The organism is Enterobacter cloacae complex sp. 394I7, from assembly GCF_057320345.1.
Genome location: NZ_JBXWCR010000003.1, coordinates 244,639 through 265,447, shown reverse-complemented (window position 1 = coordinate 265,447; position 20,809 = coordinate 244,639). Strand labels below are relative to the sequence as shown.

Below are 20,809 nucleotides of genomic sequence, written 5' to 3'. Positions count from 1 at the left end.
CATAAAGAGATTAAAGGCTATATTTATCATTGCGTTAATAAATCAGGCTTGTTTCTGTTAGACTTTTTGTCGTAAAACGCGTTGTGTGTAAAACCAGCAGAACTGAATTGTTCATGTGTTAATGATTACCGGGAGAGGCTATGCATGATTCATTAACTATCGCCCTGTTACAGGCGCGGGAAGCGGCGATGTCTTACTTCCGCCCGATTGTGAAACGGCATAACCTGACCGAGCAGCAGTGGCGCATCGTGCGCGTGCTGGCCGAACATCCGTCGATGGATTTTCACGATCTGGCGTTTCGCACCTGTATCTTGCGTCCCAGCCTGACGGGCATTCTGACGCGCATGGAGCGTGACGGTCTGGTGCTGCGCCTTAAGCCCGTAAACGATCAGCGAAAGCTGTACGTGTCGCTGACCAAAGAGGGGAACAGGCTATACGAGCGTGCCCAGGCGCAGGTGGAAGAGGCGTATCAGCAAATCGAGGCCGAATATACGCCGGCGAAGATGCAACAGCTGACAGCGCTGCTGGAAGAGTTTATTGAACTGGGGAACCGGCATATCACAGCGCGCGAAGAAGAGTAAAAACCACAAATTTAAGGATGATTTTCGTAAAGTTTTCCCTTTCCAGGCCGAAAATCCTGTTATCTGTCTGATGGAAAGCGAAAACATGTTAAACCGTATCAAGATTGTCACCAGCTTAATGCTGGTATTAGCGATATTTGGCCTTTTACAACTCACATCCGGTGGTCTTTTCTTCAATGCCCTCAAGCATGACAAAGAGAATTTTACCGTCCTGCAAACCATTCGCCAGCAACAGTCCACGCTGAACGCCAGCTGGGTTGCCCTGCTGCAAACCCGTAATACCCTGAACCGTGCGGGTATCCGCTACATGATGGATCAGAGCAATATCGGCAGCGGCGCGACCGTGAACGATCTGATGCAAATTGCGGCGGCTTCTCTGAAACAGGCAGAAAAAAACTGGGCTGAATACGAAGCCCTGCCACGCGATCCGCGTCAAAACGACGCCGACGCGACGGAGATCAAACGTAACTACGATATCTACCACGGTGCACTGGCGGAGCTGATCCAGCTGCTGGGCGCGGGCAAAATCAACGCCTTCTTCGATCAACCTACCCAGAGCTATCAGGATGGTTTTGAGAAGCAGTACGTGAACTATCTGCAGCAGAACGACAAGCTGTATCAGATGGCGGTGGAAAACAGCAATAGCTCCTACAGCCAGGCAATCTGGGTGCTGATTAGCGTACTGATTGCGGTGCTGGTGGTGATCGTGGCCGTGTGGCTGGGTATCAAGCAGGCGCTGATTTCGCCACTTACCCGTCTTATCGACAACATTCGTCATATCGCCAGCGGCGATCTGGTGAAGCGCATTGAGGTGCAGGGCGCTAACGAGATGGGTGAACTGGCCGACTCGCTGCGTCATATGCAGGGCGAGCTGGTCCGTACCGTTGGCGATGTGCGTAACGGTGCTAACGCCATCTACAGTGGCGCGAGCGAAATCGCGATGGGTAACAACGATCTCTCTTCCCGTACGGAACAGCAGGCCGCATCCCTCGAAGAGACCGCTGCCAGCATGGAGCAGCTGACGGCGACCGTTAAGCAGAACGCCGAGAACGCCCGTCAGGCGAGCAACCTGGCGCTGAGCGCGTCTGAAACCGCGCAGAAGGGCGGTAAAGTGGTGGATAACGTGGTGCAAACCATGCGTGACATCGCGGGCAGTTCACAGAAAATTGCCGACATTATCAGCGTGATCGACGGCATTGCGTTCCAGACTAACATCCTGGCACTGAACGCCGCGGTAGAAGCGGCACGTGCGGGCGAGCAGGGCCGCGGATTTGCCGTTGTTGCGGGTGAAGTCCGTAACCTGGCACAGCGCAGCGCCCAGGCAGCACGTGAGATCAAGAGCCTGATTGAAGACTCTGTTGGCCGCGTGGAAGTCGGGTCTACCCTGGTAGAAAGCGCCGGCGAAACCATGGGTGAAATCGTTAATGCGGTAACCCGCGTGACGGACATCATGGGCGAAATCGCCTCTGCGTCTGATGAGCAGAGCCGTGGTATCGATCAGGTGGGTCTGGCGGTGGCTGAGATGGATCGCGTGACCCAGCAGAACGCCTCGCTGGTGGAAGAGTCTGCCGCGGCGGCAGCGGCACTGGAAGAGCAGGCGAGCCGTCTGACTCAGGCCGTGGCCGTGTTCCGCATTCAGCAGGAGCAGATGAAAGCCCGCGAGCAGGCTTCAGCGAAAACCGCTGCGGCCCCTGTGATGGCGCGTAAAGCCGCGACCACCGATGCGGGCGAAAACTGGGAAACGTTTTAATCCTGCCACAGTGCCGGGGGGCGGCTACGCCTGACCCGGCCTGTAATGGGGCGTTTTGCAGGCCGATATCACAGAGGCAGGCGCATGGCACAGCGGGAGTCATACGCGAAACCGTGCGCCGCTTCTTCCTCTCTTTTCTGACGCAGTTCAGGCGTTAGCATCGTCACCGTTTCAAACCCGAGTCGCGCATAAAACGGCGCATTCCACGGCACCTCGCAAAAGGTGGTCAGCGTCAGCGATGTCAGCCCCAGCGTGCGGGCATGGTCTGCGGCGCAGGCGATAAGTCGCCGACCTATTCCTCTTCCCTGCCACTCCCGATGAACCGAGAGTTCGACAATAAACAGCGATGACGGATGGGCTTCTGCAAGGATAAACCCGACGGGCAGGTCGTTTGCCAGCGCCAGCCAGCTTAACCCGCGTTTCGCGTAATCAAGATGTTGTTCCGCGCAAATGACGTCGCCGTCTGCAAGCCAGGCCAGTTCGGGGACGTCCCGAAAACGCTCGCCTGCCGCGCGCTCGATGGCGGGCAGGGCTGCAACATCTTTGGGCGTCGTCGGTCGAAAGAGAATGTTCATGGCGGAAAGTATACCCCGACCAGCCGCGCCTATTCTGAACAAATCAGGACCGGCGCATAGAAATTGCTGATCACCAGCGCGTCTTCCGGCGTGCGTTCAATCTTCAGGAGTCTTTTGTTCCCCGGCGTCAGGCCGGCGACGTACTTTTCAAAGACCCCCGGTGGCAGGGTGTCATGGCTAAAGCGCGCCACGCTTTGTATGAATATTTCATAGAGTGAACCCTCAACGTGCCGCCACGTAAACATCTCCTGGCGGGAAACATCCCAGTGATGTGGCTCGTTAACCACGTCGCCGTTAAGCGTAAGGTACCCTGTGTTGTCGGGCTGAAAGCGCAGCGTAATCTCCCCTTCAAAGGAGAAATCATGATTGTCATGTCGGGCTGAAAATGTCAGGTTTCCTGCACAGGTTCCGGACAGCGGAGGCGTGTAGACGTACCACGCCAGCGTCACGCCAATCAGCAACAGATTGAGCGCCAGAATAAGCCACACTTTTTTTTGTTTCATATCACCACTCGTAAAAGTAAAGCGTTCGGCAGGCGCTGGCTTTACCGTCCGTGAGAGAACACTGGGAAAGGACCAGCCGCCCTTCGTGGCCATAGAAAAGTGTTCTCTGGATGTGCATATAGAAAATAGAGTTTTTCAGGCAGGGCAGATTACCTTCGCGCTGAAGCGTCTGCGCCAGCGCCATGGCCTTAGTGTGAAACACATCTGCCAGCGGGGCGAAGGTGTAGACCGGACAGGTGCCAATGTGGGTGAGCAGATGAGTGTCACTGTACTGGTGTGCCTGTTTCGTCAAACAGGCGCCGATGCACAGCGCCACGACCATCAGCGTGAGTACGCCGCAGAATAGCCATTCTGGCTGAATGCGTCGTGAGGCCGGGACCGCCTCCTCGACGGGAAAATCGTCCTCCAGGGGCGTTACCGGGATATCAGCACTGAGCATAAAGCCCGTTTTCGGCACGGTGACGATAAACAGGGTGTCGGGCAGCAGGCTCGACAGCATTTTGCGCACAATACTGATGTATTGATTTAACGAATTGTTGGACCCCTGGAGCCCACGTTGATCCCAGACATCACTCAGAAAGGTGTCACGTTCGACGACGTTGCCGTGATGCTGAACCAGCAGCTTCATGATGGCGTTGGCGGTACAGGTGAGGATTTGTCTGTCCAGATCGGGTGCATTGATAAGAGAAACAGAACCGTCTTCGTCGTTATAGACGATGGCGTCAGCAAGCAGGTATTTCATAAGTTATTGTAATACAGAAAAAATAACAAAAAAGAAGATAAGGCTGTGCCTTGTCGGACATAACACGCTGGCTATTTTAACGCCATTGTTACCGATAACATTGATCCAGACAAGATTTAAAGCAATTTACTCGTGCAGTCGGATTACCACGTCATCCCAACGTGGCGGGAAGGGCATAGCGAGACAGCAGCGCCAGCATCAACAGCCAGAGAATGAGACAGGGAAGATGACGCCGCATGATCTTATTTCCCGACGTGATTAGCCGTGCAGTTACAAACACGATGCCGGGTAGTCGAGCAGGAAGAGTTTGCGATGGAATTCCGCCAGGTTCTGGCAGTGAAATTTGTTCATCGCGTTACGCTTGTGGGTGTAGATCGTTTTCGGGGATTTATTCAGGATCTGCGCGATGCGAACCGGGCTGAACCCGTTGCGGAACAGCATGCAAACCCGAAGCTCCTGGCAGGTGAGCGTGGCGTTTTTTACGCTTGCGAACGGCGTGTTCTGAAAACAGCGGCTGAGCTGCGCGAGTGACAGGTTTCCTGCCACCACGTGGACACGCTCACCCCCCAGAATGATGTTGATATCGTTGACGCGGGACGCATCGGTGAACACCAGCCACCCTTTTTTGACGCGGATATTCAACATCAGTTGCCGCAGGGGCAGGATCCCCTCAGGGCTCACGTCGTTAATCCAGAAAATTTCAGGGCAGGGGTCCACACTCTGCGAGATGAACGTCTTCAGGCCCAGCCACAAGAAGGCATTGCCGCTTAAAACGATGACCTTATAGTCGGCATTCAGTGTCTGCGGCATCAGGGTTTTTTCCCCTGGTAGCGCTGGTCGTACTCCGCTGCGCTGTGCCAGGGTGGATTCGAACGTATTGCCGGTTAGCATGATAAAAAGTGGGTAACTCTCTCAGGGTGTAAGGAGTTACACATTCTGGGATATGATTTCTTTCTGGTGAATTTATAAATGGAAATGAGAGATATATGGTGTTTCTGTCTTATTTTTAATGGATTTATAGGATTATATATTTACATAAAGCGCCCGGCAGAACGCCGGGCGCAGAAGGGATCAGCTCTCTTTACTGACAATTTTAATCTCTACCATCCCGATGCCGAGCTCGCGCGGTGAATGGCCAAGAATATTTCCCTCATTCGTCGGCTGCGGGTCCGGCGGAACAATCACCAGCGTATTGCTGCGGGAAGGATTATCAAAATGCAGCGTGGTGGTGGTGACGTCATTTCCCAGCGTCAGCGTTTGCTCTTTATCGCCCACACGCACCGGGATGGGACGGTTCGCGTTTGGACCATAGGCCCGGGCGGTGATCACCAGGTCGAATTTTTCCGGCAGAGGATGCGCGTACTCAATCTTCACTTCACTGCCCAGCTGCGCATTAGACCAGCGCCCCCAGGATTCCGGACGCGAGATGCCGCTGAACTGTTTGACCTCTTCCGGTGCCCCGGCCACGTTGAAGATAAAGCTGTCTGCTTTATAGCGAATATCGTTATCCACGATCTTCAGCATGTCGACATTTCGCTGATAGCGCGCGGTATCGATGACCGTATCGTTGAATGCGGTTTTGCCTTTCCATTGCGCTTTATCGACATGCTGCACGGTTTGCTCCCCGCCAAGCTGTCCCTGAGAAACGCACCAGTCGGTTGAGAGAGCCAGTGGCTGGGACCAGAGCTGGCCCATTTTGTAGCACCTGTCGACCCAGACAAAATTATCGCGAGGGGCGAAGTCGGCCAGCTGGAAACGCAGCGGCGCAGAGTATTCGCTTTCCGGCAGCGGTTCGACGCGCGTATCCGACACGCGCAGCAGCAGCGGCAGACGGAAATGACTGCCGGAGAAGGCGATAGTGTTTTTATCCTGATCGATGGTGAAGTCTTTCATCTCTTTCGGGAAGTTCCACAGGCGGATGATGTCCGGCTTCCACGCAAGGATTTTCTCCTTCATGTTGAGGAACACTTCCGACAGCGACTGCCCCGAGAGCGTACTGCGGCCAAGGCCAATAAAGTTATCCCCGCCCAGAATGTCCAGCACGGTTGCGCCGTTATCCATGGAGTTGCGTTTGGTGGCGATCACATCCTGTTGCGGCTGGTCGCCGCGCAGAATGAAGAACAGATTGCTGCGATCCTGTTTGCTGAGCTGATCCCAGGCGCTGTTTTTCATCGCCAGATGGTCAGATGAGACGACGATGACCGTGTTTTTAAAATACGGCGAGGCTTTGATTTTCTCGACCAGAGCGGCGATATGCTCCTGGCTGCAGGTTACCGCGCTGAACGATGTGTTGTTTTTGCCGTCAATCTCATAGCGTTTGCGCTTACAGGTGCGCGAGACAAACCCGTCCGGATGGTGGGTATCTACCGTCAGGGCAAAGAGGGAGAAACGCTTGCCGGCGCGGGACAGTTCCTCGAACTTTTTCCAGGTTTCGTCCAGTACCGTGTCGTCGTAAAAGCCCCAGTCGTTGCGGTAATGCGGGTCGGCAACGGTCGTTTTTAACTCTTCTGAGCCATACAGATGGTCAAAACCGTGGGATTTCAGGAACACATCTTTTCCGGCAAAGCGCAGGTTAGCCCCCTGTACGAAGTAGTTTTCGTAGCCGGAGTTTTTCAGGATATCGCCGAGGCAAACGTTCTGCGGGAAGAAGCTCGACATTGAGGCCGAGGCATTACCCTCAAAGGGGGCGAAGAGCGGGATACCGCACTGCGAGGCAACCATCCCGGCGATGGTGTAATCCGTACCGGGCAGCTGCGCGGTATGGCTGAAATCAAGGCTTTCGTTTTTTAGCGCGCCCAGCTCCGGCGTCAGGTTCGGGAAGGCATTGTTATCAAACCAGGTGCGTTCCAGACTCTCGCCGTAGATATACACCAGGTTAAGCTTCGGGTTGGCTATTTTTTTGGACGGCTCTTTATACCAGGCCATGAAATCCGGGTCGCCGTCGCGCGACTGTGACTTTACCAGCTCGGTTATCTGATGAAACGCCGGGCTGGCATCCACGGACGCCAGCGCCAGACAGAGTGCCAGCAGGCTGTAGCCGCCATGATGCGGAAGATGTCGACGGCGGCGCAGCACCCAGGCCAGGGCACCAAAAATAATCACCAGCGCCGCAATCAGCCCAAGCCCGGGAAGAATGTATTTACCCACGCCCGCGCCCGTCAGGCTATTTGTCAGCGTGTAGAGCACCGCATCGTTAATGCCGTCACCGGTAAAGTAATCGCTGGCGTATAAGGTAATGTTTAAAATAATAAAAATGCCGAGCACCACCAGCGTGGCGATAAACCACCAGGTGTTACGGCCCGCTTTGCAGGCGTAAACGCCGACAGAGGCCAGAAAAAGGACAAGGGACATTAACTCTGACAACAGTCTATCCTCATGACGCCAGGCGCTTAGCTGGCTAACTGATTATTTTTTGGGTTATACAATGTAATTGCGTTGTCGTGTAGCTGCAATTTTAGTGTCACGAAAGTGTGCTGTTGTTAGGATTTGGTTTAGAAAATCGTTTTTTTGAAGGGGGGTCGCATCCTGACATACGGACGCTCAGACGGTGGCAGGCAGGAAAAAGACGGCTTTAACGCCGCGTTAAAAGAGTAACGTCTTAAACGCGGCGTGTAATGGCAATACAGGCGGGGATCAGGAGATGAAATTAACGCCTTGTTTCAGCACCAGATCGCAGGCTTTGGTTTTCACCTGTTTCGCCAGCGAGGAGTTGCCGATGGTGCTCAGGTTGAGCTGTTGACCGTTTTGCGCATTCAGCAGGCCCTGAATACCATCCATATAGTTGGTGTCCTGTTTCTGCTCCTGTGTATCCAGACCGAGTTTGCCCAGCACCTGATTTTTCACGTTTTGCGCGTCGGTCACGGAGGCCAGTTTTTGCTTCGCGCAATATTCCAGAATCCCCGCGGCATTGTTCATTGTGCCTGCGCTCAGGCTCTGAGTGCTGTTACCCAGCAGGCCGGTAAGGGAAGAGGCTGACAGCCCGCCCTGGGTGCTGCTGCTCTCTTTGGTCAGTTCGCTCGCTGCGCTGGACAGCGAATCCTGCCAGGATGCGGCCTGTGCCGCGCCGGTAACCAGCAGGGCGCCTAATACGGTGCTGAAAAGAAACTGTTTTTTCATAATGGCTTACTCAAAAAAGGTCCGTTTTGGGGCGAAAGTGGAGTCAGTATATACCTCCGGGCCACCGGTCTTTCCTGGAAATATCTTAATACTCTTTACCGGTGACACGGCTGCGGTAACTTTCCCAGTCGAAGATGACATACAGACTGTTCCCGAGCTTCATGCGATCCATGACGCGTTCGCCCAGCAAGCGGGTCATTTCGTCGATGTTGTGGTTAGTCAGCATGCCGGTGGGGCGTTTGGAGGAAGAGCGGCGATCGACAATCTGGTTAATGATCACTTTTTCATAGCGGGATTCGGTCTGGACGCCAATCTCATCAATAACCAGTAAATCGACATTACTCAGGTCGTTAAGCAGTTGCTCTTCGCTGGTTTCGCGGTTGCTGAAGGTGTCTTTCATGGCGGACATGATATCGGCCACGGTGATGATCAGCACCGATTTCCCGCGCAGCAGCAGCTCGTTACAGATAGCGGCCGCCAGGTGGTTTTTCCCCGTGCCAGGCTTGCCGCTAAAAATGAAGCTGGCGATATTGCCGTCGAATTCATCCACGTACTGACGCGCGGCAGCGAGTGCATTCATCTGCCCGTTGGTCTCAATTTTATAGTTATCAAATGAGCAGTTCTGGTGCAGGGGGCGAATACCGGAACGGTTAAAGGTGCGCTGCATTTTCATCGCCCGGTTTTCGCGGGCCAGCGCGGCGGCGCGGATCTTACCCTGCTCTTTTTGCCACGCCAGGAGTTCTTCACCCGTCGTGAAGGCGGGCTTCACGTTGGCTGGCATCATCTTTTGCAGACGTTTCATCAGGTCGCCGACGTTCTTCATTTCGCACCTCGGAATCCATTAGGGATCTGTTTATCCGGTTCGGAAAACGCGTTGATATCACGTTTTGGCTGGCCGTTATTGCTGGCGCGATTAATTTGCAGATGACGCGCGAGCTTCTGTTGCCACTGAATATGAGTGAATACTTTGCCTTCCGCCTGCCACCACGCGGTAAACGCGGCCAGCTCTTCGGGGGTAGCCGGTTGCGTTAACGCTATGCCCCACAATGCCGCCTGCCGTTGAAAATCAGCATCAGGTTGCCAGCCCGCATACAGGGCAAATTTACCCATGGGAACGGCCACGGGGACGCTAACCGGCTCGTCAAAGAACTGGTTATCGAGGGTTACGTCGCTCGCCGGGCGGGACAACTGCGCTTCAATCTCCAGAAGCTGTGCCAGACGTTCCGATGTGATGGCATAAAACGCCGGAGCGTTGTCAGCAAATACCGCAACCGTGCCGCCTTCGGCGTGGGTCAGCACACCGCGGGGATCGCGCATAAAGGCATCAATACCAGCAATGCTGGTGGTCAGAATTCTGGAGGACATAACGCTTACTCTACTGATAACTACGGGCGTGATATGGGCTTATGGTAGCACAGAGAGCGGGAAGGGAAGGAGGGGTTTTCCCCGGCGGCGCGATGCCTGCCGGGGCGACAACGGCTGGCCTGATAAGCGTAACGCCATCAGGCAGTTATCAGGCGATAATGTTCAGCGTTACGTCGATGTTACCGCGGGTCGCGTTAGAGTACGGACACACAATGTGTGCTGCATCGACCAGTTTTTTGGCTTCTGCAGGATCCATACCTTCAACGTGGATGTTCAGTTTTGCTTCGATACCAAAACCGGTTGGCAGCGGCCCAATCCCCACTTCGCCTTCAATAAAGGCCTCTTTCGGCAGGGTAAATTTGTCGCGCGCGGCTACAAACTTCATGGCACCCAGGAAGCAGGCAGAGTAGCCGGCAGCAAACAGCTGCTCAGGGTTGGTGACGTCACCGCCCATGCCGCCCATCTCTTTTGGCACGCCGAGTTTAACGTCCAGTACGCCGTCGGAAGAGGTCGCACGGCCATCACGGCCTCCGGTAGCTTTTGCTTTGGCAGTGTAGACAACTTTTTCTAAAGACATGGCAGATTCCTCATCTTACATTAATGTGCGCTATTAAATAGCGTGCGATATATATGGGTAAATAAATACGCGTAAAGTATAGCCTTACGCGCGTTGGATCTGTTGTCGCAAACGTTCCAGCTGCTGCTTAAGTGACAGCATGGTCTCAGTATCACACTGGGCGGCGCATCCCACTGCATGGGGGATCCCGGAAGCCTGCAGCTGGAGATGACGTCCCGCATCGCTCAGGGTGACGGCGACCTGACGCTCGTCTTTACGTGAGCGGTGGCGGTTTATCAGCCCCGCGCTTTCCAGACGCTTCAACAGCGGCGTCAGCGTGGCAGAGTCAAGGAACAACCGTTCACCGATGTCCGACACCGTAATGTCATCCTGCTCCCACAGCACCAGCATCACCAGGTATTGCGGGTAAGTCAGGTTCAGCGGTGCCAGCAGTTGCCGGTACAGCTTGTTCAGCGCCAGATTTGCTGAATAGAGAGCAAAGCAGAGCTGGTTATCCAGCAGGAGCGCAGCGGTTGTGTCGTTCGTTTTCGCGTTCATGAGATGAATATAGATAGTGTACGATTTAATTGCAAGCTATTTTACGGGCAAGTATAACGGAGCGCCACCTGAACGGCCATTTTACGGTAGTGCTGGCGCTGTGCCTGTTCGTCCGCACCCTCTTCAAACAGCAGGGTGAAGGTGTAGCTGTTGGCAACGTAGTGGAAGCTGAAACTGCTGATCAAACGATGCAGATCGCGGGCTTCAACCGTCTGATTGAACAACTGCTTTTCTTTCCCGCGACGGAGGATCGCTTCAAGCAGATCAAGCGCGCTGCGGTTGACCTGGCGTAGGTAGCTGGACTGCTGCATAAAACGGCCGCGCTGCATGTTTTCCATGCAGATAATGCGGATGTAATCCGGGTGGTCGGCATGGTAGTCAAAGGTGGCTTCAACCAGATGAACCAACGCTTCGACAGGGGGCATTCCCGCCAGGCTGAGCGCCTGTTCACTGGCGCGGATCTGGGTGTAAACATACTCCAGTACGAGAAGATACAGGTTCTCTTTGTTTTTGAAGTGGTAAACAACCATGCGTTTGGTGGTGCCAGCTTTCTCCGCAATTTGTTCCATGCGGGCACCGTTCAACCCGTATTCGGCAAACAGCGTGATAGCGCTCTGAAAGATTTTCTCTTTCAGGCTGGATTCTTCATTGTGCTCGGGGAGTTCGCTGCCTGGGTTAGCCACATCCTTTCCTTATCGTCACCAAACGGATTGGAGTGATTATCCTCACGGCAGCGTAATAACACAAATCTCAAACCCGTGGACGTTTGCGGTACAGCCACAGTCCGGGGATCGACAGTCCGATAGAGAGCGCACCGACAATGGACGAAGCCTTAAGAAAGTTGCTCAGAAGGAGGATCATTTGCGGTTCGGTGTAGCCGAAATGGCTGATTTTTACCGCGGAAATCATGGCCGTATAGGCAGATATGCCGGGGAACATCGGGATAACGGCAGCGACGGTGAACACCTTGGGATGCGCCAGATACCAGCGCGACCACTGAATTCCGATGCTACCGACCAGCATTGAGGCCATAAATGTTGACCATTCAATGTTGAATCCCGCCGTCATCATCACCATTCGCGAGCCATGACCAATAGCACCCAACAGCGCGCACCACGGTAGCGCGCGTTGCGGAACGTTAAAGACCATCGCAAAACCGACGGCAGGGATCGCGGCCAGCAGCATATCCTGCGCCAGCGCCAGCAGAAAATCGATCACGCCCATCCGCGTAACCCCCAGAGTGTCATGGCCATTACCACACCAATGCAGGTTGCAAGCGTCAGCAGGCTGGCAATCGCCCAGCGTGCCAGACCGGTATTGATATGACCCTTAAACATATCGGCTACGGCGTTAATCAACGGGAAGCCGGGCACCAGCAGAAGCACGCTGGCCGCCATGGCAATCGTCGGCGTGTTGGCAAACTGCGGCAGACGAAGCAGCAGGCCAGACACCGTGGTGGCGACAAAAGCGGTAATGCAGAAGTTAATTTGCGGGTGGAGTTGGCGGTGCGTCAAGAGCTGGCGCACGTACATGGCGATGCTGCTGGCGAAAAAGGTGATGATCGCGCCGTCCCAGCCGCCTTTGTTGAGCTTACAAAAACAGGCGCAGGACAGCCCGACCATTAACACCACCAGCCAGCGGGGATAACGTAAGGGCTTAATCTGGTTGAACCGTTTTTCAATGTCGTGCAGGTCGAGAAGCTTATGCTCAGCAAGAATGACGATATGCTGAACCTCGGTTACAACGTGCATATTGATACCGCGGTCGTGGTTTTTGCGGGTGGAGGTCAGGCACTGACCGTCTTTTATGGTGGTCAACACGATAGCATTGGATGAAATGGCGCTCTCAACGCTATCCATACCCAGCGCCAGCCCCAACCGGGTGGAGAGTTCCTCGACCAGCGCGCTTTCCGCCCCGTGCTGGAGCAGAAAAAGACCGCACTGAATACAGAGCCGCGTGATGGCACGCTGCGTTGATCGATCTGCCTGCATGTCATGTCCTGAAGAGAAGGTGAATAGCTTGCCTGTTGGCCCGTCATGCTTACTTTTAGCACAAACTGCAGTGCCTCTAGCTGTGGGTCAGATCAAGATTCATGCAAACAGTTGCGGGCTGTCTGGCGGCGGGATGCGGTTTTGGACCATAAACATGATGAATTATTAATTGGGAAATATAAGATATTTATATTTAGTTTTACTAAGTTTATATTTTAATTATTTTAAGGTCTTTATAATTAAATTTATCTGTGCTTTGTGAGATATTACCGCTGTTTTAGGCATTTCTTACATGAAGCACACATCTCATCTTCTGCTTGTATTAATCAGTTTTACACTCAGGGACGAATACACTTATACCTTGATGCGTTTTAACGTTACTCATCATATGAAAATGGACACGGAGGGTCTATGTCGTCATTGAATGGTAAACATGGCGTCGTCATTAGCAGAATACCCGTAATGCAAAACGGGTTGGGGGGCGTGATGACACGCCATTTTGCCGATTTTGATTTAACGTTTTGCCGTTCGCTGCAGGAATTAACCCTGCTGCAGTTACGGCGTGCAGACGTCATTATTGCTGATATTTCAGGTGAATACAGGAATCCCCGGGGCACGCTCGAAGAATATTACGGTTTATTAAATCAATATCGGGATATTCACTGGATTTTTTTAGTCTCCCGGCCGCTTTACCCTATTGCCGTTGAGCTGCTGATGCGTCCGGAAAGCACGTTGCTTTCTGATATGGAGCCGATAGAAGGCGTAATTAACGCCATCCGTGCAGGCAGTGAACGGGCAGAGCGAATAAGCCAGACGTTATTAACGCCCGAGCCTGCCTGTAACGATGATGAAGACGACCGCGTCATTGCGCTCACCCACTCTGAACGCAAGGTATTGCGTCTGTTAGGCAAGGGCTGGGGGATTAACCAAATTGCCACCTTGCTCAAGAAGAGCAATAAAACGATCAGTGCACAGAAAAACAGTGCGATGCGACGGTTGTCATTACGGAGTAATGCCGATCTGTACGCCTGGATCAACAGTACTCAGGGATTGAGAGAGCTGAGTTTAATGTCAGCCTATGGAGAGTTCGAGGAATGGATAAAACCGGTTCAACAAGACATATTGCCGTCATCGAAAATTGCGCGATGAGTGCCGTCGGGCTGGAGCACCTGTTTGCACTGCCCACGCTCAGCCATTATCAACTGCACATGTTCAGTGAATTTGACAGCTTTAAGAAGGCGCTTCCTCATGTCTCTTTTTTCTCGCTGATCTATTCACTTTCTGATGCGCGAGAAGAGCGTCGAAACTGCCTGGCATCCCTGCGGGATCTCGCGTTTACGCATAATCATATTCAGCGCATCATCCTGGCGGCAGATGAAATGGAAGCGCGGTTAATCAGCCATCTTTCCCCTTCACGCCTTCACGGTGTCGTCAGTAAATCGGTGTCGCTCGACCGCCTGCAGGAGGAACTGCTGGTGTTGCTGAGTGAAACGCTGCACATCAATGACAATATGCTCAACCACTGGTACAAGAGTCAAAACAGGATGTTAAGTCCAACGGAGCGGGCGATTTTGCGGTATATGTCCTGCGGGTTTTCTATTCCTGAAATCGCCGCGCAGCTTGAGCGCAATATTAAGACCATCCGGGCGCACAAGTTTAATGCGATGGTGAAGCTTGGGGTCAATTCTGACGTGGGGCTGCTTGATGCGGCAGATATTCTGACTCATCTCCCGGCCCGGGATCCGCGAACATCAGTATTAAGCCAGCCGACATTTTTATAAGCTGATATCTGTGCGCCAGACAGGCTCTGGCGCCTCATTCAGATGCAAACATCCACCCATTTTGCGGACGTCAGTTCTGCCATTCTGTCTGGTGAAATACGCACGGCACTGTGAATTGCACCCGCGGCCGGCAGCACTTCAGCATACTGCTTCAGTGAAATATCGCAATAAACCGCGAGCGGATTTTCCAGCCCAAACGGGCACACGCCGCCAACAGGATGACCCGTGATGGTGACCACTTCATCACAACTGAGCATGCGTGCTTTTGCGCCAAACGTGTCTTTCAGTTTTTTATTATCCAGACGCGCATCACCTTTCGCGACCACCAGAATGATGTCATTTTTAACCTTCAACGACAGCGTCTTGGCGATTTGTCCCGGCTCAACACGATGGGCGGCAGCAGCCAACGCAACGGTTGCGGTACTCTGGCTAAGTTCAATAACCTCTATATCCGGAGCGTTGTCGGCAAAAAACTGCTGTACAGACTGCAAACTCATTGTTTCCTCCTGACAAATATCCCGCGTAATCTGTCATAAGAATTTATGCTCTGTAAATATCTCTTCAGTAACAAATATCCCACACGGCCGATTTCTGGATCGCCTTCACATTCACAGAAACCGGTTACAGTAACCGGTTGCAGACCGTGAGTGAGAGATTAATACTGACTATGTAACGTCCCCTGTATCCAATAATAAGAGCTAAATATGAAACCATTCCGTCTGAGCAGTACCGCTGGTAAACGCGCCGGCAAGGTTGTGAAGGTGATGTATGGACCAACGTATGGCGTGTATGCGCCCGTCATAAACGTCTGAAAGGAGATCTGCTATGTCTGCCAACCATGCTGCGTTTAATCTGATATTTCGTTTTGTAGAAAATTACGTCAGCCCGATTGCCGGGCGGATCTCCTCCCAGCGTCATGTTATGGCTATTCGTGATGGCTTTATCTCCGCGATGCCGTTCATGATTGTGGGTTCATTTTTACTCGTCTTCGCGTATCCACCGTTTTCGCCTGATACCACCTGGGGTTTCGCGCGCGCCTGGCTGGACATGGCGAAGCAATTTGAAGGTCAGATCCTCACGCCGTTTGATATGACCATGGGCGTTATGTCCCTGTATATCTGCGCGGCCATTGCCTATAACCTTGGCAAACACTATGTCAAATCGCATCAGTTAGACCCGTTCATGTGCGCCATGCTATCGCTGATGGCGTTTCTGCTGGTCGCGGCACCGAAAACCAAAGGCACGCTTCCGGTCGACAGCCTCGGTGGGACTGGCATTTTTACCGCGATTCTGGTGGCTATCTACTGCGTTGAGATGATGCGTTTTCTGAAAGCGCATAACATCGGGATCCGTCTGCCGGACCAGGTTCCGCCGATGATCAAAAACTCTTTTGACCTGTTGATCCCGGTGCTGGTGGTGGTGTTGACGCTTTACCCGCTGAGTCTGGTGATTCAGTCTGAGTTTGGCATGCTGATCCCGCAGGCGATTATGTCTGTCTTCAAACCGCTGGTTTCCGCCGCAGACTCCCTGCCGGCAATCCTGCTGGCGGTGTTGATTGGGCATTTGCTGTGGTTCGCCGGGATTCACGGCGCCGCGATTGTCTCCGGGATGTTGCAGATGTTCTGGCTGACCAACCTGGGCGCTAACCAGACCGCGCTGGCCGCCAGCCAGCCGCTGCCGCATATTTTTATGGAAGCGTTCTGGACGTTCTTTATCGTCATTGGGGGGTCAGGTGCCACGATGGGGCTGGTGTTCTGCTACCTGCGCAGCCGCTCCGCTCATCTGCGTTCTATCGGCCGTCTGAGCGTGGTGCCAAGCCTCTTTAACATCAACGAACCCGTTATTTTCGGTACGCCGATTGTCATGAACCCGGTGTTCTTTATTCCGTTCCTGCTGGCACCCATGGTTAACGCCGTGCTGGCCTGGTCGGCGATGAAGTTCGATCTGATTGGCCGCGTGATCTCCGTTGTGCCGTGGACGGCACCTGCACCGGTAGGTGCCGCATGGGCGCTGGGCTGGGATTTCCGTGCAGCCATTCTGGTAGTGGTCCTGGCGTGCGTATCGGCCATCATCTACTTCCCGTTCTTTAAAGTGTACGAGAAGCAACTGCTGGAGCAGGAAGCAGAAGAAGCGCAACGTAATGCGGAAGAGGAAAATCAGCAGATAGCGTGAGAAACGGATGCCGGGTCAGCGTTAATGCGGCCCGGCAACACCTGACCTTACTTGAGCGTACAATCTCCACACTGCTGAACGTCCGGCAGGCGATAACGCTGGCAGCAGGTGCGACGAACCAGAAGCCCGTCACGAAGGACCACGGTGCGAAATAACGGGTTATCGCGACCATCGGAAAGCTGTTTTGCAAAGAAACAGGACTGGCGCAGGGCCTCGACCTTCTCATCACCGAGTAGAGGTTTCATTTCCGTCAAATACCAGTGGATTAAATACCCGGTATTGCTCCAGATAAGCTTCCCGTTGATTTCCCCCGTCTCTTCCAGCGCATCCACTACCGGGATCAGGGCGCGAGTTATGAGCTGCTCCATACGTTCCTGAGCAGAGAGGTGCTCTGCGTTCTGGTCTTCGTGGAGATCAATCCAGAAACAGGCCGCACGGCCGGTCTCGTGGAACTCGACATGAAAATATTCCGGGGAGAGTTCCAGCATGCCCTTTTGTGTGAGCAGCGCCAGCATGAGTGGGGGCACCATCAGCCCGATATACCACTGCGCCCAGAGGGAGAGCAGGGGTTTATTTTCCCGCGTAAGGGTCGGTTGATTGCGATAGATATGGTCGGAATAGGTTGCCAGCAACGACTGCAGTGTCGACGGCTGTCGCCACTCTTCCAGCGTCATGGCGTGGTGCGGGTGCGCTTCATCCAGCCTGATAAAGTCCAGCAGGTGGGCGCGGGTTTTAGCGATCTTATCCCTGATGGCATCCGCAAGCGAAACATTCCCGGTGGGGAGGCGGGCTCTCCAGAGAAGTGGTTCAACGATTTGTGCGGTATGAGTGGCCATAGTATAGATACAAATCTAAATGATAATGATTGCCAATCCTAACTATTGCTCATACCGATGGCAAGACTTTTGTCCTCGTTATATGACGCCGCGCTTACGCGGTCTGAAGCTCTTCGCTCAGCAGGATGTTATTGCGCCCCATATGCTTTGCTTCGTAGAGGGCTTTGTCCGCTTTCTCCAGTGCACCTTCGGCGTCTTCATCCTCAAAAATGGCAATCCCAATGCTGATGGTGACGTTTGTCGCCACGCTTTCATTGAACATATGCGGGATTTTTAAATCGTAGACTTTCTGGCGGATCCGCTCTGCCGTCTGGCGGGCATGCTCGAGAGAAATATTGGTCAGCAGAACCATAAATTCTTCCCCGCCGAAGCGCGCCACAATATCACGTGAACGCACGGCATCACGGATGGCAGCAGAGACCCGGATCAGCGCCTGGTCGCCCATCATATGGCCGTAGTGGTCGTTGTAGGCCTTAAAGTGGTCGATATCCATCAGCAGGACAAAGTGCTCGCCGTTCTCCACTGCCGGAAGATTCTCCAGCCGGCTTTGCAGTCCGCGACGGTTATAAAGACCGGTAAGCGGGTCCATCATGCTCAGATCGGTGAGGGTCTCACGCTCCTCCAGCAAACGGGAGAGCAGTTCCTGCGCGAAGCGATCGTTACGTCTTTGCAAAATGTTATGAATCGCAATTGCTACCACAGGAAGTGCGAAAGAATAGGTCATTCTCAGCCATATATCATGATTACTTAACCACAGGCAGACAATAAAGGTGGGGAAGGCGTGCAGCGTAAATGCTTTGATATTACTGGCGAAGGCCAGCGTACCAATAAACAGTACCGTTAATAATGCCATGATCAAATAGGTCGCCTGATCGTGGGTAATTAACGAAAATTTCGAGGCCACCTGCCACGCCCATAAAATACCGAAGATCGCTGAAACGGCAGGAATATTTACCTTGCGGGTTCTCTTTTTCCAGTGCCAGACGAGCAGCCCGGTGCTGATAACAAAAATAGAAATCAGAGGGACTGATAACAGGCGAATAGAATAGAGCGGGTTTGTTACCGAGAACACAGCTGAGGTCGCGTTCAGAAATAAAAATAAACGTAACGATAATTGATATTTACTGTGGACCAAAGACCGCCAGGATTGTGATGTCATAGTAGTGCGTTTTTATTAATATTTAATTAAAACAGGTAAATAGGTGTTGTTTCGCAATGAAAGATGCAAAAAACTCAAAGAGTAATTATCAGAAAAACTTTAGGTCTAGTTAACAGGTGAGCAATTTATCACCTTAGGCATTTCCTGTCATTACAGGAAAGGTAAAGGGGGAGAGTTTTTGATTAATCGTGCTGACAAATGATAATTGATATCATATGATATTGGTTATCATTATCAATGTGAAAGGTCGAACCATGTTGAACAGGGCGCTGGGAAGTGGTTGGGGAGTGTTACTGCCGGGGGCGATTCTTGGCGGTCTGATGTTTGCCGATCTCTCCATTGATGTCTGGAAAGCGCTCATTGTGTCAGGACTGTTAGTGACGTCAGGGATGATCTGGCATAAACAGCTGCGCCACTTTGTGTTACTGCCGTCATGCGTAGCACTGGTCAGTGGAATTCTGGTGATACTGATGAGTTTGAAATAAGCGGAAAGCGAGAAGAACGTCAGAAAGGATGTAAGATAATTGGTGCGAGGGGGGGGACTTGAACCCCCACGTCCGTAAGGACACTAACACCTGAAGCTAGCGCGTCTACCAATTCCGCCACCTTCGCACAGTCATCTTACTTTTTTGATATCGCCTCGTTGGTGCGAGGGGGGGGACTTGAACCCCCACGTCCGTAAGAACACTAACACCTGAAGCTAGCGCGTCTACCAATTCCGCCACCTTCGCCCAGTGCGAGCAATATCAACGTGATTTATGGTGCGAGGGGGGGGACTTGAACCCCCACGTCCGTAAGGACACTAACACCTGAAGCTAGCGCGTCTACCAATTCCGCCACCTTCGCATACCATCGACACTGTAAAAGTATCGTAACCACGGAGGCGCATTCTAGATGTTTTCAGCTTTACGTCAACAGAAAAATGCGCACGCTGTTTTGATTGCTGCAAAAATGGCCGATGGTAGCGCCAGGTTTTGCCGGATAGCGGTTACGCGTATCCGGCCTGCCAGATAAGTGGATTACTTCTTAGCCTGACGCGTCATCACGGTGCGGTAAACCTTAAAGCGACCCGTCTGGGCGATGACTTCATGGAAGCCAAAGGTTTCATCCAGCACTTTCGGGTACGGTAAGAAGGCGTTAGCCACGATACGCAGTTCACCCCCGCTGTTCAGATGACGTACTGCACCACGGATCAGCGTTTGCGCCGCTTCAAGGCTGGTTTCCATGCCATCGTGGAACGGCGGGTTGGAGATGATCATGTCGAAACGGCCATTCACGTCAGAGAAGACGTTGCTGGCAAACACGTCGCCTTCCAGGCCGTTTGCAGCAAGCGTTGCGCGGCTTGCTTCAACCGCCGGGGCGCTCACATCGCACAGGGTTAAGCGCACTTTTGGCGAATGGCTCGCCAGTACGGTCGCCAGTACACCCGCGCCACAGCCGACGTCCAGCACTTTGCCTTTCGTATGCGGCGTCAGGGTGGAGAGCAGCAGCTGGCTGCCCACGTCCAGACCGTCGCGGCTGAAGACGCCTGGCAGAGTTTTAATGGTCAGACCGTCAAGCTGATACTCATCCCAGAATTTCTCAGCATCAAAGGTCGCCTGTTTTTCCAGACGGCCGTGATACAGGCCACAGCGACGGGCGCTGTCGATTTTATTCAGCTGCGCATAGCCTTCCAGCATCTGTTCTGCGCTACGAACGCCGCTGCGGTTCTCACCGACCACAAAAATATCGCAGCCAACGGGCAGCAGAGAAAGCAGGTTCATCAGCTGGAACTGGGCTTCTGGCTTGTTCTTCGGCCAGTAGTAGATGAGCGTGTCGCAGTCGGCGATGTCGCTCTGTTCAGCGACCAGGCTAAAGCGCGCGCGGTCGTCCATCTGGCGGCTCAGTACCTGCCAGTGGTGGTAGTATTGGGTGTGGGCACGGCTTTCAGCACAGTCGAAACGTGCGGGCAGGTCATCCTGCATATCTCCGGCAAACAGAATACGGCTTTCTTCGAAATCATCACTGTGACGCAGCAAGACTTCACTTGCCGGGGTAAATGCAGACATGAATTGTTCCTCAATTAACTCAGGCGGGGATTATAGTAGGTAGATGGCGCAGTTTCGACACATTTGCTATATTTGC

At 53.1% G+C, this 20,809-nt stretch carries 23 protein-coding genes and 3 tRNA genes; 6 read left to right on the top strand and 20 right to left on the bottom strand.

Going from position 1 to position 20,809, the window contains the following annotated elements; genetic code table 11:
• Positions 1 to 140: 140 nt before the first annotated feature.
• Together hpaR and tsr are read left to right on the top strand one after the other, a co-directional pair.
• On the top strand, positions 141 to 581 hold the full coding sequence (gene hpaR, locus AC2FAP_RS14685; RefSeq protein ID WP_014168494.1) for a homoprotocatechuate degradation operon regulator HpaR: 441 nt from the start codon (positions 141 to 143) through the stop codon (positions 579 to 581).
• An 85-nt stretch (positions 582 to 666) separates the two neighbouring features.
• Positions 667 to 2,331, top strand: a complete 1,665-nt coding sequence (gene tsr, locus AC2FAP_RS14680; protein WP_025205618.1) for a methyl-accepting chemotaxis protein — start codon at positions 667 to 669, stop codon at positions 2,329 to 2,331.
• A gap of 68 nt (positions 2,332 to 2,399) precedes the next feature.
• Here tsr and AC2FAP_RS14675 read toward each other — a convergent pair whose 3' ends face one another.
• The 13 genes from AC2FAP_RS14675 to AC2FAP_RS14615 form a co-directional block, all read right to left on the bottom strand.
• Entirely contained in the window at positions 2,400 to 2,906 is a 507-nt protein-coding gene (locus tag AC2FAP_RS14675; protein ID WP_049023607.1) for a GNAT family N-acetyltransferase, read from the bottom strand.
• Positions 2,907 to 2,935: 29 nt separating this feature from the next.
• Positions 2,936 to 3,409, bottom strand: coding sequence for a hypothetical protein (locus AC2FAP_RS14670; RefSeq protein WP_485452959.1), 474 nt, complete (start codon positions 3,407 to 3,409; stop codon positions 2,936 to 2,938).
• Between the two features lies 1 nt (position 3,410).
• A complete protein-coding gene (locus AC2FAP_RS14665) occupies positions 3,411 to 4,151 on the bottom strand; it encodes a winged helix-turn-helix domain-containing protein (RefSeq protein ID WP_485452958.1) in 741 nt (246 codons plus the stop codon).
• 270 nt (positions 4,152 to 4,421) lie between these two features.
• Positions 4,422 to 4,961, bottom strand: a complete 540-nt coding sequence (locus AC2FAP_RS14660; RefSeq protein ID WP_020885300.1) for a helix-turn-helix transcriptional regulator — start codon at positions 4,959 to 4,961, stop codon at positions 4,422 to 4,424.
• 261 nt (positions 4,962 to 5,222) lie between these two features.
• A complete protein-coding gene (gene opgB, locus AC2FAP_RS14655; RefSeq protein ID WP_014168500.1) occupies positions 5,223 to 7,514 on the bottom strand; it encodes a phosphatidylglycerol--membrane-oligosaccharide glycerophosphotransferase in 2,292 nt (763 codons plus the stop codon).
• A 270-nt stretch (positions 7,515 to 7,784) separates the two neighbouring features.
• Positions 7,785 to 8,267 (bottom strand): YjjA family protein, encoded by a 483-nt coding sequence (locus AC2FAP_RS14650; protein ID WP_020885299.1) that lies wholly within the window; start codon positions 8,265 to 8,267, stop codon positions 7,785 to 7,787.
• A gap of 85 nt (positions 8,268 to 8,352) precedes the next feature.
• Positions 8,353 to 9,090: a replicative helicase loader DnaC gene (gene dnaC, locus AC2FAP_RS14645; protein WP_014168503.1), complete on the bottom strand. Its 738-nt coding sequence runs from the start codon at positions 9,088 to 9,090 to the stop codon at positions 8,353 to 8,355.
• Positions 9,087 to 9,632, bottom strand: a complete 546-nt coding sequence (gene dnaT, locus AC2FAP_RS14640; RefSeq protein ID WP_020885298.1) for a primosomal protein DnaT — start codon at positions 9,630 to 9,632, stop codon at positions 9,087 to 9,089. The genes dnaC and dnaT overlap by 4 nt, the downstream gene beginning before the upstream one ends.
• A gap of 148 nt (positions 9,633 to 9,780) precedes the next feature.
• The gene (locus tag AC2FAP_RS14635; RefSeq protein WP_006174091.1) at positions 9,781 to 10,209 is read right to left on the bottom strand and encodes an organic hydroperoxide resistance protein; all 429 of its coding nucleotides are present in this window, start codon (positions 10,207 to 10,209) and stop codon (positions 9,781 to 9,783) included.
• An 84-nt stretch (positions 10,210 to 10,293) separates the two neighbouring features.
• The gene (locus tag AC2FAP_RS14630) at positions 10,294 to 10,746 is read right to left on the bottom strand and encodes a MarR family winged helix-turn-helix transcriptional regulator (protein ID WP_020885297.1); all 453 of its coding nucleotides are present in this window, start codon (positions 10,744 to 10,746) and stop codon (positions 10,294 to 10,296) included.
• Between the two features lie 41 nt (positions 10,747 to 10,787).
• On the bottom strand, positions 10,788 to 11,429 hold the full coding sequence (locus AC2FAP_RS14625; protein WP_020885296.1) for a TetR/AcrR family transcriptional regulator: 642 nt from the start codon (positions 11,427 to 11,429) through the stop codon (positions 10,788 to 10,790).
• Positions 11,430 to 11,496: 67 nt separating this feature from the next.
• Positions 11,497 to 11,970 (bottom strand): threonine/serine exporter, encoded by a 474-nt coding sequence (locus tag AC2FAP_RS14620; protein WP_020885295.1) that lies wholly within the window; start codon positions 11,968 to 11,970, stop codon positions 11,497 to 11,499.
• Positions 11,961 to 12,737 carry a threonine/serine exporter family protein gene (locus AC2FAP_RS14615; protein WP_025205612.1) on the bottom strand — a complete coding sequence of 259 codons (777 nt, stop codon included), beginning with the start codon at positions 12,735 to 12,737 and terminating at the stop codon, positions 11,961 to 11,963. Before AC2FAP_RS14615 ends, AC2FAP_RS14620 begins: the two co-directional genes overlap by 10 nt.
• A 411-nt stretch (positions 12,738 to 13,148) precedes the next feature.
• On the opposite strand from AC2FAP_RS14615, the gene AC2FAP_RS14610 reads away from it, so the two are divergent.
• Together AC2FAP_RS14610 and bglJ are read left to right on the top strand one after the other, a co-directional pair.
• Positions 13,149 to 13,886, top strand: a complete 738-nt coding sequence (locus tag AC2FAP_RS14610; RefSeq protein ID WP_014168509.1) for a helix-turn-helix transcriptional regulator — start codon at positions 13,149 to 13,151, stop codon at positions 13,884 to 13,886.
• Positions 13,883 to 14,518, top strand: coding sequence for a DNA-binding transcriptional activator BglJ (gene bglJ, locus AC2FAP_RS14605; RefSeq protein WP_032681707.1), 636 nt, complete (start codon positions 13,883 to 13,885; stop codon positions 14,516 to 14,518). The genes AC2FAP_RS14610 and bglJ overlap by 4 nt, the downstream gene beginning before the upstream one ends.
• A gap of 38 nt (positions 14,519 to 14,556) precedes the next feature.
• Here the strand turns inward: bglJ and AC2FAP_RS14600 are convergent, their stop codons facing one another.
• On the bottom strand, positions 14,557 to 15,015 hold the full coding sequence (locus AC2FAP_RS14600) for a YbaK/EbsC family protein (protein ID WP_032679578.1): 459 nt from the start codon (positions 15,013 to 15,015) through the stop codon (positions 14,557 to 14,559).
• Between the two features lie 328 nt (positions 15,016 to 15,343).
• Between AC2FAP_RS14600 and AC2FAP_RS14595 the strand changes: the two genes are divergently transcribed.
• Positions 15,344 to 16,690 carry a PTS cellobiose transporter subunit IIC gene (locus tag AC2FAP_RS14595; RefSeq protein WP_014168512.1) on the top strand — a complete coding sequence of 449 codons (1,347 nt, stop codon included), beginning with the start codon at positions 15,344 to 15,346 and terminating at the stop codon, positions 16,688 to 16,690.
• A 47-nt stretch (positions 16,691 to 16,737) separates the two neighbouring features.
• On the opposite strand, the gene fhuF is transcribed toward AC2FAP_RS14595, so the two are convergent.
• A complete protein-coding gene (fhuF, locus tag AC2FAP_RS14590) occupies positions 16,738 to 17,526 on the bottom strand; it encodes a siderophore-iron reductase FhuF (protein ID WP_020885292.1) in 789 nt (262 codons plus the stop codon).
• A gap of 94 nt (positions 17,527 to 17,620) precedes the next feature.
• The gene (locus AC2FAP_RS14585; protein ID WP_485452957.1) at positions 17,621 to 18,685 is read right to left on the bottom strand and encodes a GGDEF domain-containing protein; all 1,065 of its coding nucleotides are present in this window, start codon (positions 18,683 to 18,685) and stop codon (positions 17,621 to 17,623) included.
• Positions 18,686 to 18,900: 215 nt separating this feature from the next.
• Between AC2FAP_RS14585 and AC2FAP_RS14580 the strand changes: the two genes are divergently transcribed.
• Entirely contained in the window at positions 18,901 to 19,170 is a 270-nt protein-coding gene (locus tag AC2FAP_RS14580) for a DUF1435 domain-containing protein (RefSeq protein WP_059306528.1), read from the top strand.
• A 40-nt stretch (positions 19,171 to 19,210) separates the two neighbouring features.
• Here AC2FAP_RS14580 and AC2FAP_RS14575 read toward each other — a convergent pair.
• From AC2FAP_RS14575 to rsmC, 4 genes are all read right to left on the bottom strand, one after another.
• Positions 19,211 to 19,297, bottom strand: a tRNA-Leu gene (locus AC2FAP_RS14575).
• 32 nt (positions 19,298 to 19,329) lie between these two features.
• Positions 19,330 to 19,416, bottom strand: a tRNA-Leu gene (locus AC2FAP_RS14570).
• 28 nt (positions 19,417 to 19,444) lie between these two features.
• Positions 19,445 to 19,531: transfer RNA gene (locus tag AC2FAP_RS14565), tRNA-Leu, on the bottom strand.
• Positions 19,532 to 19,704: 173 nt separating this feature from the next.
• Positions 19,705 to 20,733: a 16S rRNA (guanine(1207)-N(2))-methyltransferase RsmC gene (rsmC, locus tag AC2FAP_RS14560; protein WP_014168516.1), complete on the bottom strand. Its 1,029-nt coding sequence runs from the start codon at positions 20,731 to 20,733 to the stop codon at positions 19,705 to 19,707.
• Positions 20,734 to 20,809: the final 76 nt, after the last annotated feature.

What these genes read in the sequence shown, in the direction of transcription:
- AC2FAP_RS14665 (WP_485452958.1), bottom strand. Translation starts at nt 4,151, where the DNA reads ATGAAATACCTGCTTGCTGACGCCATCGTCTATAACGACGAAGACGGT.
- AC2FAP_RS14595 (WP_014168512.1), top strand. Translation starts at nt 15,344, where the DNA reads ATGTCTGCCAACCATGCTGCGTTTAATCTGATATTTCGTTTTGTAGAA.
- AC2FAP_RS14615 (WP_025205612.1), bottom strand. Translation starts at nt 12,737, where the DNA reads ATGCAGGCAGATCGATCAACGCAGCGTGCCATCACGCGGCTCTGTATT.
- fhuF (WP_020885292.1), bottom strand. Translation starts at nt 17,526, where the DNA reads ATGGCCACTCATACCGCACAAATCGTTGAACCACTTCTCTGGAGAGCC.
- AC2FAP_RS14610 (WP_014168509.1), top strand. Translation starts at nt 13,149, where the DNA reads ATGTCGTCATTGAATGGTAAACATGGCGTCGTCATTAGCAGAATACCC.
- AC2FAP_RS14620 (WP_020885295.1), bottom strand. Translation starts at nt 11,970, where the DNA reads ATGGGCGTGATCGATTTTCTGCTGGCGCTGGCGCAGGATATGCTGCTG.
- AC2FAP_RS14630 (WP_020885297.1), bottom strand. Translation starts at nt 10,746, where the DNA reads ATGAACGCGAAAACGAACGACACAACCGCTGCGCTCCTGCTGGATAAC.
- AC2FAP_RS14585 (WP_485452957.1), bottom strand. Translation starts at nt 18,685, where the DNA reads ATGACATCACAATCCTGGCGGTCTTTGGTCCACAGTAAATATCAATTA.
- AC2FAP_RS14600 (WP_032679578.1), bottom strand. Translation starts at nt 15,015, where the DNA reads ATGAGTTTGCAGTCTGTACAGCAGTTTTTTGCCGACAACGCTCCGGAT.
- AC2FAP_RS14660 (WP_020885300.1), bottom strand. Translation starts at nt 4,961, where the DNA reads ATGCCGCAGACACTGAATGCCGACTATAAGGTCATCGTTTTAAGCGGC.
- AC2FAP_RS14670 (WP_485452959.1), bottom strand. Translation starts at nt 3,409, where the DNA reads ATGAAACAAAAAAAAGTGTGGCTTATTCTGGCGCTCAATCTGTTGCTG.
- dnaC (WP_014168503.1), bottom strand. Translation starts at nt 9,090, where the DNA reads ATGAAGAACGTCGGCGACCTGATGAAACGTCTGCAAAAGATGATGCCA.
- AC2FAP_RS14635 (WP_006174091.1), bottom strand. Translation starts at nt 10,209, where the DNA reads ATGTCTTTAGAAAAAGTTGTCTACACTGCCAAAGCAAAAGCTACCGGA.
- rsmC (WP_014168516.1), bottom strand. Translation starts at nt 20,733, where the DNA reads ATGTCTGCATTTACCCCGGCAAGTGAAGTCTTGCTGCGTCACAGTGAT.
- AC2FAP_RS14675 (WP_049023607.1), bottom strand. Translation starts at nt 2,906, where the DNA reads ATGAACATTCTCTTTCGACCGACGACGCCCAAAGATGTTGCAGCCCTG.
- AC2FAP_RS14580 (WP_059306528.1), top strand. Translation starts at nt 18,901, where the DNA reads ATGATATTGGTTATCATTATCAATGTGAAAGGTCGAACCATGTTGAAC.
- tsr (WP_025205618.1), top strand. Translation starts at nt 667, where the DNA reads ATGTTAAACCGTATCAAGATTGTCACCAGCTTAATGCTGGTATTAGCG.
- dnaT (WP_020885298.1), bottom strand. Translation starts at nt 9,632, where the DNA reads ATGTCCTCCAGAATTCTGACCACCAGCATTGCTGGTATTGATGCCTTT.
- bglJ (WP_032681707.1), top strand. Translation starts at nt 13,883, where the DNA reads ATGAGTGCCGTCGGGCTGGAGCACCTGTTTGCACTGCCCACGCTCAGC.
- hpaR (WP_014168494.1), top strand. Translation starts at nt 141, where the DNA reads ATGCATGATTCATTAACTATCGCCCTGTTACAGGCGCGGGAAGCGGCG.
- AC2FAP_RS14650 (WP_020885299.1), bottom strand. Translation starts at nt 8,267, where the DNA reads ATGAAAAAACAGTTTCTTTTCAGCACCGTATTAGGCGCCCTGCTGGTT.